The sequence below is a fragment of the Bifidobacterium avesanii genome (assembly GCF_009299475.1).
Classification (GTDB): domain Bacteria; phylum Actinomycetota; class Actinomycetes; order Actinomycetales; family Bifidobacteriaceae; genus Bifidobacterium; species Bifidobacterium avesanii.
In genome coordinates, this window is record NZ_WBSN01000002.1 from 106,772 (window position 1) to 121,312 (window position 14,541).

The 14,541-nt window shown below is 71.7% G+C and carries 3 protein-coding genes and 2 pseudogenes; all 5 read right to left on the bottom strand.

Annotated elements, in window-relative coordinates; translation table 11 throughout:
* Positions 1–210 precede the first annotated feature (210 nt).
* A pseudogene (locus DSM100685_RS11165) lies at positions 211–2,244 on the bottom strand (beta-ketoacyl synthase N-terminal-like domain-containing protein); the annotation flags it as partial.
* Between the two features lie 80 nt (positions 2,245–2,324).
* Positions 2,325–9,705, bottom strand: a pseudogene (locus DSM100685_RS02000) (fatty acid synthase subunit beta domain-containing protein); the annotation flags it as partial.
* Between the two features lie 62 nt (positions 9,706–9,767).
* Positions 9,768–11,414 carry an acyl-CoA carboxylase subunit beta gene (locus DSM100685_RS02005; RefSeq protein ID WP_152349697.1) on the bottom strand — a complete coding sequence of 549 codons (1,647 nt, stop codon included), beginning with the start codon at positions 11,412–11,414 and terminating at the stop codon, positions 9,768–9,770.
* The gene (locus tag DSM100685_RS02010) at positions 11,411–13,273 is read right to left on the bottom strand and encodes an ATP-binding protein (RefSeq protein WP_152349698.1); all 1,863 of its coding nucleotides are present in this window, start codon (positions 13,271–13,273) and stop codon (positions 11,411–11,413) included. Before DSM100685_RS02010 ends, DSM100685_RS02005 begins: the two co-directional genes overlap by 4 nt.
* Positions 13,270–14,319 carry a biotin--[acetyl-CoA-carboxylase] ligase gene (locus DSM100685_RS02015; RefSeq protein ID WP_152349699.1) on the bottom strand — a complete coding sequence of 350 codons (1,050 nt, stop codon included), beginning with the start codon at positions 14,317–14,319 and terminating at the stop codon, positions 13,270–13,272. Before DSM100685_RS02015 ends, DSM100685_RS02010 begins: the two co-directional genes overlap by 4 nt.
* Positions 14,320–14,541 lie beyond the last annotated feature (222 nt).

Sequence of the window (14,541 nt, forward strand, 5' to 3'; positions counted from 1 at the left end):
GGAAGAGCGAGTAGATGTCCGACAGAGCCAAAATCTGCCCTAGGAAAGGCAAGTAGCAGAGCAGACAGCGCGCGAAAGCTCATTTTCCTGCCAGCTTGTCACGAAGCTGGACCATTTCACCGATTCGGGCGCCTGCCATACACCGCGAACGAGGGTTCCGCCTCCGGAGAGGCGGCGGAACCCGGAAGGCGGGACCCAAATTCGAACGGCTCAGGCTTCGAAGAAGCCGGAGGCGCCGAGACGGGCGTCGGGGTTGAGGAGCATGGCCTTTTCGACCTCGTGGGCGTTGTAGCGCGTGCCGTCGGCGAGCTTCGTGCCGTCCTCGCGGAAGCGGCGGTTCTCGATGGGCTCGTACAGCGGGGCGCGGCCCATCATGCCCTCCTCGAGGCGGCGCTGGCCGGCGGCGAGGCGCTCGTTGGCGCGGCGACGCCACGTCTCCAGCGCTTCGGCGCCCGCGGTGTGCGCCACGGCGGCCTCGAACGCGCCGGGGTTCACCACGGCCACAAAGCCGGAGACGTGACCGAAGCCGAGCGACGTGGCGAGGCCCGCCTTGACCGCGCCCGCGCCGACGTGCAGCGGGGTGCGCAGCCAGACCATGTGGTCGTCGCGCGCGAGCTTCGGGTCCACGCAGTCGAGCGACGCGTTGGCCGGGATGACGCCGGAGCGGAACAGCTGGGTGAGGCCGTTGATCTGGAAGATCGCGGCGCCGCCCTTCGCGTGGCCGGTGAGGGTCTTCTGCGAGATGACGAACAGCGGGTTGCCGTCCGTGCGCCCGATGGCGTGGGCCAGCGTGTTGTGCAGCTCGGACTCGTTGGGGTCGTTGGCGTTGGTGGACGTGTCGTGCTTGGAGACCACGGCGATGTCGTCCGGGGCGACGCCGAGGCGGGCGAGGTCGCGCACCAGCTTCGAGTCGCGTCCGCCCATGCCGGCGGCCAGCGCGCCGAGGCCCGGGGCCGGGATGGACGTGTGGGCGCCGTCCGCGAAGCTGTGCACGTACCCGATCACGCCGGCGACCGGCAGGCCCAGCCTGAGCGCGATGTCGCCGCGGGTGAGCAGGATCGTGCCGCCGCCCTGGGACTCCACGAAGCCGCCGCGGCGACGGTCGTTCGCACGGGAGAAGAACCGCGCGTCGATGCCCTTGCCATACATTTCCGCGGAGTTGGCGGTGGCGTTCATGTTGCCGAAGCCGATCACGGATTCCACGCCAATGTCGTCGATCGCGCCGGTGACCACGAAGTCGGCCTTGCCGAGGGCGATCTTGTCGAAGCCCTCCTCGAGCGAGACGGCCGCGGTGGCGCAGGCGGAGACCGGCTGGACCATGTTGCCGTAGCCGCCGATGTACGACTGCATCACGTGCGCGGCGACCACGTTCGGCAGCGCCTCCTGCAGGATGTCGGTCGGGATCTCGTGGTTGAGGAACCGGTCGAGGTAGAGCTTGCGCATGGAGGCCATGCCGCCGAAGCCGGTGCCCTGCGTGCTCGCGACGAGCGAGGGGTGGATGGACCGCAGGATCTCGGCGGGCGTGAAGCCGGCGGACAGGTAGGCGTCCACGGTGGTCACGATGTTCCACAGCGCGATCTCGTCCACGTCGCCCACCATGGAGGCGGGGATGCCCCACTTGACCGGGTCGAAGCCCTTGGGGAACTGGCCGCCGACCGTGCGGGTCATGGTGGCGCGGCGGGGCACGCGGATCATGGAGCCGGCGTGGCGGGTGACGGTCCACTCGCCGGATTCGGCGTCGCGTTCGATGGAGGTGTGGGCCTCGTCGAGCTTGGCGTATTCGCGCGCCACGTCCTCGGTGGGCACCGAGAAGGCGACGTCGTGGTCCAGATAGACCTCGGCCTCCTCCTCGTCGGCGCCGTCCTTGTAGTCGCCGCCCATGCCCTCGTCGAACGGGCGGATGCCGGAACGGGCCACGACCTCGTCGTGGTAGCGCTCGGCGATGTCCTCCTCGGGAACGAGGTTGCCGTCGGCGTCGTACCAGCCGGGCTTGGGGCTGTCCTGCCAGGTGAGCAGGCCCATGTTCCACGCGAGTTCGAGCACCGCGCCGGCGGACAGGTCGACCGTGCCGTCCGGGTGGATGCCGAGTTCGGCCTCGAAGCGCGTGCGGCCGGAGCCCCACGGGCCGAGCTCGCCCACGGAGACGATGACGATCTCGTCCTCGGGACGCGCGGTGACCGACTTCCACGCATCAAGGTCGACCGGGGCCTGACGGGGAACGTGCGGCGTCGGCAGCGCCTTGAGCGCGGCCGCCGAGCGCGATCCCATCGAGCGCGAGGCGGCGCCGGCGGCCGCGGCGCCAGCCGCGTCCGTTTCCTCCGCTTCCTCGGCCCGGGCGGCACGTTCGGCGGCATCCCTCTCCGCCTCGGCGCGCAGCGCGCGGATGTCGATCGGCTCGTCGCCGAGCCCGCCGGTCAGGTCCACGTCGAGCGGGGCCTCGGCGGCGCGGGAGCGGGCGTCGGCCGTGCACAGGTCGAGCAGGCGCACGGCGATGTCCGCGGTGGAGTACGTGTGGATGCCGTGGCGCTCGACGACCTCGACCAGCGGGTCGTTGCCGCCCATGAGGCCGGTGCCGCGCACCCAGCCGATCTTCGGGTGGACGAAGGTGACGCGGTCGGACCAGTTGCGCTCGGCGCGGGCGCGGTTGACGATCGCGTCGAACGCGGACTTGACCTCGCCGTACGCGCCGTCGCCACCGAAGCGGCCGCGGTTCGGGGAGCCGGGCAGGACCACGTGGAGTCTGTGCTGCACGTCGGTGTCCGCGCCGATGGCGGCGAGGCCGGCGATCGCGCGCTCCACGCCCCAGAGCATGAGGCGCGCCTGGGATTCGAACAACTGGCCGGAGTCGGCGAGCGTGCCGTGGACCGGCGGGGCCGCGAACGGGAAGAACAGGCTCGGCTCGTAGGCGGGCTTGAGGATCGTGGTGGTGGCGCCGTTGACCTTCTTCTGCACGCCGCCGACCCACTTGACCAGCGCGTCCACGTCGCGATAGCTGGACAGGTTGGCGGGCACGAGCCACAGGCGGGCGTCGCCGGCGGCGTGCTCGCGGTAGACCTTCTTGGCCCACGCCTTGACGGACAGGCGGAAGCTGTGCGAGGTGGCGATCACGGTGGCGCCGCCGGCCAAGAGCCCGGTGACGACCTCGCCGGCGATGGAGTTGGGGGCCACGCCGGTGACCACGGCCACGTCGCCGGCGAAGCGGCTGGCGTCCGCGGAGTCGGAGACGGGTTCGAGGGCCTCGGCGGCCACGCGGGCGAAGGCGACCTTGAGCGCGGCGGCGTCGGAGCCGTCGGCGTCGCCCAGACGGGAGGCGAACCATGCGGCCTCGTCCGCGACGGCCTTGCCGAGGCCGAGGAACGAGCCGTCGAGCTCGTCGGCGTCGCGGTCGTAGAACGCGCGCGCCAAGTCCTCGCGGGCGGAGGCCCAGCGGTCGTCGAACAGGATGGCCTTGTTGGCGTCGAAGCGCGGCTCGACCTGCTTGGGCCAGTCGGAGCCGAGCTCGGCGTCCACGGCGGCCACGACGGCGGCGTTCTCGTCCTCGCCGGGTTCAGGCGCCGGGGCGGCCACGCCGAGCTCCTTGAGCACGAAGCGCGCGGTGGCGGCGAGCACGCCGTCCTTGCCGGTGACCTTCTCGGCGAAGGCGTCGAGCGCGGCGGAGTCGACCACCGCGCCGCCCGCGCCCGCTCCGGAGGAGGGCTTGGAGACGGCCACGCCCTTGGTCTGGCCGACCAGGGCCACGGCGTCGTCGATGAGCTGGTCCGCGGCGGCCGCGTTGGCCACGGCGCCGGTGGGCAGCTTGGCGAGGTCGCCGCCGCGGGAGCTGGCGCCCTCGCGGGTGTCGAGCAGAAGCGCGGCGGTGACGGCGGCCACCCAGCCTTCGCCGAGCTGCCACGTGCCGGTGACGCGCTCGCGGACGTGCGCGGGCTTGACGCCGGCCGCGCCGAACAGGGCGCGCATGCGGTCGCGGATCGCCTCGGAGAGCACCGGGCCGAACGGCTTGTAGTTCGGGGCCACCTTGTTGACGAGCTGCGCGAGCTGGGTGAGCGTCGCCTCGGCGGCGCCGTCCACGCTGGCCACGCCGAGCTCGGAGCTGATGTCCATGAGCAGCTGGTTGCGGCGGGAGGATACGCCGTTGGTGAGCGTGTCGGTGGTGTCGTCGGAGCCGATCTGGTCGAGGCGCACCTTGGCGGCGTAGGCCATGAGCACGCCGATCGCGTCGGCGGCCTTGAAGGGCAGGTCCGCGGCGGGACCGGCTGCGGTCGAGCCAAGGTCGGCGACGGCGGAACCGGCGGCCGGGGTCACGGCGACCGGGGCGGACGCGGCGGCGGGCTGAGCGGCCGGGGCGGCAGGAGCGGTCTGCGGTGTGGCGGCTGCGCCGCCGTTGCGGGCGCTGTCGCGCCCGCCTTCGCCGGAGGAAAGCCCAGTGGGCTTTCCGCTCGTCGGCTCAGCCACGGATTCGTCCTCGCTCACAAGCGAGTCCGAATCCGTCATATATACCCTGCCCTCGTCGCGTCCCACGTTGTAGACGGTCACATGGCGGTGCTTGAAGTCGGGCAGGCGCAGGGTCTTGGAGCCGAGGTTGGCGAGGGTCGGCGCGTTGCCGAGGCCCACTTCCACGTACTCCTCCACGCCGAGACCGCCGCGGGACTCGTCGCCGAAGAGCAGCGCCTGCGTCTCGATCCAGCGCACCGGGGAGGCGAACTGCCACGAGAGCAGCTCCGTCAGCAGCAGTCGGCCGAGCTTCTGGTCGTCCGCCGCGTAGGAATCCCACATGGCCGGGTCCTCGAGCGCCTTGCGGATGCGCTCGGAGGGCACCACGTCGAGGATCTTCCGCGCGAACTCGCGGGTCATCTCGAACGGCGAGGCCACGAGGTTCGGGATGTAGCGGCCCACGAGGCGGCCGCGGTAGTCGATGGTCTTGGGCAGCAGGGCGTCGAGCTTGTCGCGGAACTCCGGCACGCCCTTGCGAAGCAGCGTGGAGTGGAACGGCACGTCGATGCCGGGCACGAGCATGAACGCCGGCTTGCCGCCCGCCTCCTTGGCGCGGCGGTTGGCGTCGGCCGCGAGCGCCTTGAGGCCCGCGATCGTGCCGGCCACGGCGTATTGCGCGCCGGCGAGGTTGTAGTTGACGATCTCGAGGAACTCGCCGCTCGCCTTGGCCACGGACGACACGTAGTCCTTCACGCCGTCGTCGCCCACGCCGAACTGGTTGGGGCGGAGCGCGCCCATGCGGTAGTTGGAGCGGCCCTGCGCGTCGCGCTCGATGAGGTGGTGCATGGTGGAGCCGCGGTGGAACACGAGCTCGAGCACGGTCTCCAGCGGGATGATGCCGGCGAAGGAGCTCAGCGCGTTGTATTCGCCGAGCGAGTGGCCGGCGAAGTAGGCGGGCCAGATGTCGCTGCCGGCCTCGCGCAGTCGGGCGGTCTGGGCGAACGCCACGGTGGCGAGCGCGACCTGCGTGAACTGCGTGAGGTTGAGCAGCCCCTCCGGGTGACGGTAGGTGACGCCGTTGGCGGTGAGCTCCTTGGGGTTATCGCGCACGACGGCGAGGATCGAGAACCCAAGCTTGGAGCGGGTGAGCCTGTCGGCGCGCTCCCACACGTCGCGGGCGGCGGCGGACTTGGCGCGCTCGTCGAGCACCATGCCCTGCTTCTGGATGCCCTGGCCGGGGTAGACGAACGCGGACTTGGGCGCGCGCACCACGGCGGTGCCGCGCGAGACGAGCTGGCCGTCGATGCGGCTGGTGACTTCGAGCGCCATGCCGCCGTGGTTCACCTTGCCCACGCGCTCCACGCTGATCTCCACCTTGTCGTTCAGCTGGACCATGCCGTACATGTTGTACGTCCATCCGGCGATCTCGTAGTGGGCGCCCTTGTCGTCCGTGGCCTGCACGGCGTGCTGCGCGGTGGCGGACAGCCACATGCCGTGCACGAGCGGGGCGGCGAGCCCGGAGATGCGGGCGCCGCGCACGGAGGTGTGGATCGGGTTGAAGTCGCCGGAGGTGCGGGCGAACGCGGTCATGTCGCCGGGGGCGGCGACGGTGACGCGGCGCAGCAGGCGGCGCGGGGTGCCGAGCACGTCCGCGTCGACGCCGCCGTGGTCGGGGGCCTCGGGCGGCAGGGCGTCGGAGTAGGCGCGGCCGCGGATGGCGAAGCGCTCGGTCTCGCGGGCGAGCACGGTGCCGTCGGCGGCGGTGTGGGTGACGTGGATGGTCACCACGCGGCCGGACGCGGATTCGAGGTAGTCCTCCGCCCAGCTGGTCAGCGAGACGGTTTCGCCGGTGTGCCCGAGGAGCTCCGCCTCGGTGACCTCGAGCGCGATGAGGTGGTCGAGGTGCACGGCGTTGAGCAGGCCCTCGATGACCGGGAAGCCGTTGACGTACACGGAGCCGAGGGCCGCGTAGATGGCCGGCCATGCGGGGCCGACGAGCGCGTCCGGGGCGATGCGCGAGGGCACGAGGCTCGCGGGCAGGGCGCCGCCGGTGGCCGCCTCGTGGTCGAAGCCGAGGTTCGCGGACAGCGTGTAGGAGGCGTGGGCGACGCCGAACGGGTGGCCGGCGTCCCTGGCGGCGGCGGACGCGTCCACCGCGGGCATGGCCTCGAGCCTGTCGCCGGTGATGGCGGTGTTGCCGATGCCGGCGGTGGCGGCGAGCATGGCGTACACGTGCTCCGGCAGGGTCTCGCGGTCCACGACCGGCACGCGGCCGGGTTCGCCGGCGTCCACGAGCAGCGGGATGACGATGTCGTGCACGGCGTGCTTGGATCGGCCGCCGTCCGGGTCGTTGTCCCAGTAGGTGTCGAGGTGGATGTCGAGGTCGTACAGGTCGCCGCGCTCAGTGGAGGCGACGTGGCGGATCTCGTAGTCCTCGCTGCCGTCCGGCGTGCCGTACGCGGGGTTGGCCATGAGGTGGCCGACCCACGAGATGTTCGGGCTGCGGCGGATGAACGCCTCCGGGGTCTCGGCCGCGCCCAGCGTGGCGAAGGCGGAATCGGCGGCGTCGGAGGCGGGCTGCGCCTCCCCCGCCACGCGCTCGACCATGGCCCGCTCGAAGCGGCCGAGGATGTCCGCGATCGGCTCGTCCACGCTCGTGATGCCGGCCACGGAGATCGGGCCGGGGATCACGCGCACGGAATCGGCGGAATAGCGCGGGTCCTCGGACTGCCACAGCTGGTCCTGACCCCACCAGCGCAGCAGGTCGTTGTCGATGACCGGCACGAACGGCATGGGCTTGGGGTATTCGCGCACGAGCACGGGGAACCACGCCACGTCGGCCGGCACCACCTTGAGCTCGCCCGCGGCCGGATACGCCTCGGCGAGGCGGTCGATCGCGGCGGCCGGGTCGTCCTCCACGTCCGCGCGGCCGGCGAACAGGGAGGCGAACTCGCCGGACTCCTGGTCGCGCACGCGGGCCTCGATGCGCTGCAGCAGGTGCAGGAAGCGGTCGGCGTAGGTCGGGTCGGCCCACGGGAACGAAAGATCGGCGAAGCGGCGGGCCCAGTCGAGGTAGGTCATGGACGCGAGGTCGCCGAAGTACGGCTTGGCGGTCGCGTCGAGCGCCTCGATGATCTCCCCGCGGCGGGATTCGAGCTCCTCCGGGTGCTTCATGACGCGCACGAGCAGGCGGCCGCAGCGGGCGGAGGCGTTCTCCACCTCGTAGATGTCCGCGTGCAGGTGGCTGAGTCCCGAGGCGACGCCGCCCACGGACTTGCCGGACGGCACCCAGCGCTCGCCGATCGGGGCGAACGGGTCGTCGTCGGCGGCCTTCGGGTCGATGCCGGGCGTCTCAACGAGCATGCGCTTGACCTGCGGGCTGGTGTGCGCCTCCTTGGCGGTCATGGCGGCGGTGCCCACGAGCACGCCGTCGACCGGCATGGCGGGCAGGCCGTAGGCGAGCGACCACGCGCCGGTGATGTAGTCGGCGCCGCGGGACGGGGTGCCGATGCCGCCGCCGGCCACGAGCACGAGGTTCGGCTGCTCGCGCACTTCGGCGTACGTGGAGGTGAGCAGGTCGTCCAGCGACTCCCAGCTGTGGTGGCCGCCGGCCGCGCCGCCCTCCACCTCGACGATCACCTTCGCGGGGGCCACGGCCTTGGCGATGCGCACCACCGCGCGGATCTGCTCGACGGTTCCGGGCTTGAAGCACACGTACGGGAATCCGTCGGCGTTGAGGGACTTCACCAGTTCGACGGCCTCGTCCTGCTCGGGGATGCCGGCGGAGACGACCACGCCGTCGATCGGCGCGCCGGACGCGCGCTTCTTCGGCACGATGCGCTGCGAGCCGAACTGGAGGTTCCACAGGTAGCGGTCCATGAACATGGCGTTGAACTCGACCGTGCGGCCCTCCTCGAGCTCCTTTTCGAGCCCGGCCACGTGACGGTCGAACACCTCGGCGGTCACCTGGCCGCCGCCGGCGAGCTCGGCCCAATAGCCGGCGTTGGCGGCCGCGGCCACGATCTCCGGCTCCACGGTGGTGGGGGTCATGCCGGCGAGCAGCACCGGCGGCTTGCCCGTGAGCTCGCTGAACGCGGTGACGACCTTGTCTCCGGCCGGGGTGTGCGCCACGCGCGGGGCGAAGCGGGCCCAGTTCTGCGCGCGGGCCGGCTCGCCCTCGAGCGTGGACAGCGCGGCGCGGGCGGCCGTGGTGGAGGCGTCCACCACGCCCACGCCGGTGCCCTGCGCCACGGTGGCGAGCAGCTTGCCGACGATCGCGCCGGGGCCGAAGTCCACGACCCACAGCGTGGCCGGGTCGACGGACTGCATGGTTTCGCGCACGCGGGACGCCCAGTCCACGTGGTTGAGCAACACCTCCCCGGCGAGCGCGCGGGCGTGTCCGGCGTCGAGGCCGCACGCCTCGGCCCACTCGACGGTCTGCTCGACGGCGTCGGCCATGAGCGGCGAGTGGAACGGCAGGGTCACGTCGAGGTATTCGAGCGTGGGGTCGAACACGCGGCCGCCGCGCACCTTCTCCTCGCGCAGCTTGGCCTGGCGGGCGTGCTCCTTGCCGGCCTCGACCTCGAACGCGCCGAGGTCCTCCGGGTAGCCGGAGAGCACGTAGTGGCTGGCGGAGTTGGTGACGGCGATGGCGATGGGCCCGCGCGGGTTGGCGACGCGCGCGATCAGGGCGTCCACCTGCGCGCGGGTGGCGTTCTTGACGCTGAGCATGGGGGTGGCCTCGCCGGAGCGCGAGTGCAGGGCCTTCAGACGCGCCTGACGCGTGCCGGCCACGCCGATCAGGGTGGCGATGGCGAGGATCTCGTCGATCTCTCGTGCGGCGGCCTCGAAGGAGCCGGCCCTGCGCGCGGCCTGCACCATGTGCACGGCGAGGATGCCCTGCGAGTGGCCGAGCACGGCGAGCGGCTTGGCCGTGGCGGCGTCGTAGCCGAGGGCGCGGGCGTCGAGCAGGGCGCCCAGCTGGGCGAGCGCGATGCCGGGCACGCTGGCCGGGGCGTCCGCCGCGGCGCCGAGGCGGGCCGGGTTGGGCTCGAAGCCGAACAGGTCGACCGGGCGGCCGGTGGTGGCGAGCAGGTCGGCGGCCACCGGGGTGAGGATGCGGCGGGCCTCGGCGGCGTGGGCGCGCAGGGAGGCGTCGAGCGCGGGGTCGGCGGTCTCGTCGGCGAGCGCGACGGGCCACGGGGTGGACTGCCCGGCGAAGGCCAGCGCGTGCGGCTGGTCGGCGAGGCGGGTGAGGAAGAATGCGTCTGTCATGTGGGTTTCCTTTGTATTTGCTGGTTTCTCGGGTGTACGTGTGATTGCGGGCGGCCGGTCGACTACAGCGGCTGGTTGCCGTGGTGCTTGCCGGTGCGCCTGACGCGCCGCTTGGTGGCGAGCAGCCGCAGCGACTCCTCGATCACCTCGCGCGTCTGCTCGGGGTCGATCATCGCGTCGATCTCGCCCATTTCGAGCGACAGGTTCGCGTTGACGGTGGTCCGCTCGTAGTCGTCGGCGAGCTTGCGGCGCAACGCCTCCACGTCCTTGCCGGCCTCCTTGGCCTTGAGCAGGTCCTTGCGGTGGATGATGTTCACCGCGCCGGTCGCGCCGAGCACGGCGATCTGGGAGGTGGGCCACGCGAAGTTCATGTCCGCGCCGATCGCCTTGGATCCCATGACGATGTACGCGCCGCCGAACGCCTTGCGCAACACGACGGTGACCATGGGCACCTGCGCGTTGGCGTACGCGTAGATCACCTTGGCGCCGCGGCGGATGATGCCCGCGTGCTCCTGGTCGGACCCGGGCTTGTAGCCGGGCACGTCCACCAGGGTCACGACCGGCAGGTTGAACGCGTCGCACAGGCGCACGAACCGGGCCACCTTCTCGGAGGAGTCCACGTCGAGGATGCCGGCGCGCACGTTGGGCTGGTTGGCCACCACGCCCACCGGCCGCCCGTCCACGCACGCGAAGCCGACCACCGCGGAGGCGCCGAACAGCTCCTGCACCTGCACGAACTCGCCGTAGTCCACGATCGCGCGGATCACCTCGAGCATGTCGTACGGCTGGCGGTCGTTCTCCGGCACGATCGAGGCGAGCCGCTTGGCCGCCTCGCGCTCCGTGCGCCCCGAGCCGAACGCGTAGACCGGCGGCTGTTCGCCGCTGTTGGACGGCAGGTAGGCGAGCACCGTGCGCGCGTAGTCGATCGCGTCGGCCTCGTCCTGCGCGAGGTAGTGGGCCACGCCGGAGACCGCGTTGTGCACGTAGCCGCCGCCGAGCTCGTCCATGCTGATCGTCTCGCCGGTCGCGGCCTTGACCACGTCGGGGCCGGTGACGAACATGTTCGAGTGCTCGCGGGTCATGATGATGAGGTCCGTCAGGGCCGGGCAGTAGACCGCGCCGCCCGCGCACGGGCCGAGGATGAGCGAGATCTGCGGGATGAAGCCGCTCGCCTCGCAGGTCTTTTTGAAGATGCGGCCGTACTGGGTGAGCGCGGCCACGCCCTCCTGGATGCGCGCGCCGCCCGAGTCGACGATGGCGACGACCGGGACCTTCAGGTCCAGCGCCTTGTCCATGAGATGGCAGATCTTCGCGCCCTCGGCGGCGCCGAGCGTGCCGCCCTTGACGGAGAAGTCCTGCGCGTACACGCCCACCTTGCGCCCGTAGATCTCGCCGAAGCCGGTGATCACGGCGCTGCCGGCCACGCCCTCGTTGATGTTGCCGCCGGCGAAGCGGCCGATCTCCTCGAACGTGCCGGTGTCGAACAGCAGGTCGAGGCGTTCGCGCGCGGTGCGCTTGCCCTTGGCGTGCTGGCGGGTGCGGGCGTGCTCCTCGGCGTCGCGGGCGAGCTGGGCGGCGCGCACGACGGCCTGGCGCAGCGGCTGGGTACGCGGGGCGTCCTGAGGCCGCCGCGCGGCGTTCGCGGCGTTCGCGCGGGAATCCGCGTCGATCGCGCGCTGCGTGGCGGGGGCGCTGATGATGTCGGTCATGACTGCTCCTTCCCCTGATCGGCTGCGGGCTTGGCGGCGGGCGCGTTCACGTCGAGCGTGACGAGCGTCGCGCCGGCCTCCACGCCGTCGCCGGGCGAGACGAAGATCTTGGTCACCGTGCCCTTGACGGGCGCGTACACGTAGTTCTCCATCTTCATGGACTCGAGCACCACCAGCAGGTCGCCCTTGGCCACCTGCTCGCCCTCCGCCACGGAGATGCGCGTGACGACGGCCTGCATGGGCGAGGCGATCACGCCGGACTTGGACTCGTCCGCGCGCTTGGCCGCCGGATCGGCGGAGTGCAGCCCGGAGCCGCGCAACGGCTGCGTGGGCCGGCGCGCGCCGCCGTGCTGGAGGCGCGGGGAGCCGGTCAGGCCGTCCACGATCTCCTGCGGCACGGTGAGCTTGACGCGGCGGTCGTCCACCTCGATCACGAACGTCTCGGTGAGCGGGCGCTCGGGCGCGGCGGCGGGCGCGGCGAGCGACGCGGGCTGGCCGGAGTTCACGGCCTGCGGCTCGCGGTTGAGGTACGTGCGCTCGAGCCACTTGGTGCTCACGTCGAACGGGTGGCCGTGCTCGGCGGTGAAACACGGGTCGGAGAAGATCTTGGCGTACAGGCTCGCCGGGGTGGGCACGCCCTCGACGGTCAGCTCGCGCAGGGCGCGGCGCACGCGGGCCACGGCGGCCTCGCGACTCTGTGCGGTGACGACGAGCTTGCCCATCATGGAGTCGAACTTCGGGGAGACCGTGTCGCCCTCCTCCACGCCGGAGTCGACGCGGATGCCCGGGCCGGACGGCCACGCCAGCTTGGTGAGCGTGCCGGCGCTCGGTGTGAGGTTGGTGGCCGGGTCCTCGCACGTGATCCTGAGCTCGAAGCTGTGGCCGCGCGGGGCCGGGGCCTCGGTAAGCTCGCCGCCGGACGCGATGGTGAGCTGCTCGCGCACCAGATCGAGGCCGGAGACCTCCTCGCTCACCGTATGCTCCACCTGAAGGCGCGGGTTGACCTCGAGAAAGTAGACCTTGCCGGCCGGGGTGACCATGAACTCGCAGGTGCCGAGGCCCACGTAGCCGACCTCCTCGAACAGATGACGGGAGTATCCGGTGAGCTGGCGCAGCGTGTCCTCGGTCAGGAACGGGGCGGGCGCCTCCTCGATGAGCTTCTGGTTGCGGCGCTGCACGGTGCAGTCGCGTGTGGAGTACACGGTGAAGTTGCCGTGGCTGTCGCGGCCGGACTGGGTCTCCACGTGGCGGGAGCGGTCGATGAACTTCTCGATGAAGTACTCGTCGAGGTCGCCGCCCTGCAGCGCGTCGTGGTTCAGGTAGAAGCCGCGCATCTCGTCGTCGTTGCGCACCACGGTGATGCCGTGTCCGCCGCCGCCGTCCGTGCGCTTCATCATGATCGGGTAGCCGTGCGTGTGCGCGAAGTCGAGCAGCGTGCGCAGGTCCTTCACCGGTTCGGCGATGCCGGGGATCGAGGGCACGCGGGCGTTTTTGGCCACGCGCTTGGCGCTGATCTTGTCGCCCAGGGCGGTCAGGGCGTGCGGCGCCGGGCCCACCCAGACCGCGCCGGCCTCCTGCACCTTGCGCGCGAAGTCCGCCACCTCCGAAAGGAACCCGTAGCCGGGGTGCACGGCGTCCGCGCCCGATCGGCGCAGGATGTCGATGAGCAGGTCCTCGTTCAAATACGTGTCGCGGTACGTGTCGCCCGGCAGCAGATAGGCTTCGTCGGCCATCTGCACGTATTGGGCGTCGCGGTCCTGATCGGCGTAGACGGCCACGGTGGCGATGCCCATCTCCTGGGCCGTGCGCACCACGCGCAGCGCGATCTCGCCTCGGTTGGCGACCAGCAGCTTCTTCATGCGTTCCTTTCCGTGTTGTCCGTGTTGTCGTTGTCCGTGTTATTCGCGTTCGTGTTCTCGTTTGCGCCGGGCGCGGCGTCGGTCTCCGGCGCCAGCACGCCCACGTCCCCCGTGCGCACCACATGTTCGACTCCGGTTCCGTCCGGGCCGCTCGTTTCGTCCCCGACGATCAGCGACGCGTCGGCGGCGATGTCCCTCGCCACGCCGCGCAGCACGCTCCCGTCCACGCGGCGGACCTCCACCGGCCGGCCGATCGTCCAGCACAGCGCCCGCACGCGTTCGTGCAGCGCACGGGAGGCGGCGGCCGGATCGGCGGCCAGCGCGCCCAGTTCGCGGCGCAGGGTCGCGACGATGCCGGCGCCGATCCGGTCGCGCAGTTCGTCGAACGGCGGCAGCGGGCCGAAGCGCAGCTGCAGCGAGGTGGCCAGATCGGTGGGCAGACGGTCGGCGGGGATGGCGAGGTTCAGGCCGATGCCGATGATGAGCGCGACGTTGTCCGTACCACCCGTCAGCTCGGCGGCTTCGGTGAGGATGCCGCCCAGCTTGCGGCCGTGCGACCCGTCGGCGTCCGTCACGAACACGTCGTTCGGCCATTTGAGGCGCACCGCCGCGCCGCCGTCATGGTCGGGCAGCGCGCCGGTCACGGCCGTCACGCTTGTCACGCCGTCCACGGCGGCCACGCCGGCGGCCATGGTCAGCCAGCCGGCGTCGTCGCCAAATACGAGGCCGCGCGGCAGGACGGCCAGAAACGACGCCACGAACGATTCGCCCGCGGCGTCGGACCACGAGCGCCCCAACCGCCCGTGGCCGCCCGACTGGGTTTGCGCGGCCAGCACGCCAATCGGCGCGGTGCCTTCCCCCTGTTTCACCGTCTTCGCATCGCTTCCCCGCCCGTTCGCGAGCGCCTCGAGCCGGCGCACGAACGGATCCCCGGCGAGGCACCGGCGGCGCAGCTCGGCGTTGGTGGAATCCACCTCGGCGAGCGCGTCGAACGCGTCGGACGCCCGCTCGGTGAGCGGCATGGAGGGAACGGCGAAAACGGTCATGTTTCCAACCTAGGGCCGGACGCCGGGAGCGGTCATGGGCGGGCCCGACAAAAAACCCGCGCCGGTTTTGTGGATTCCCACAAACGCCTCCGTAGCGTCGACGGCCCTACCATGGCCGTACCATTCCGGGCGATCGCGCGGGGCCTCCATTCGTCTCGAGGCTTCGCGCGCCCCGGCCGACGGCCCGGCGCACGCCTTCGCTTCGGGCCGGACGCTTCGCGG

What these genes read in the sequence shown, in the direction of transcription:
- DSM100685_RS02005 (WP_152349697.1), bottom strand. Translation starts at nt 11,414, where the DNA reads ATGACCGACATCATCAGCGCCCCCGCCACGCAGCGCGCGATCGACGCG.
- DSM100685_RS02010 (WP_152349698.1), bottom strand. Translation starts at nt 13,273, where the DNA reads ATGAAGAAGCTGCTGGTCGCCAACCGAGGCGAGATCGCGCTGCGCGTG.
- DSM100685_RS02015 (WP_152349699.1), bottom strand. Translation starts at nt 14,319, where the DNA reads ATGACCGTTTTCGCCGTTCCCTCCATGCCGCTCACCGAGCGGGCGTCC.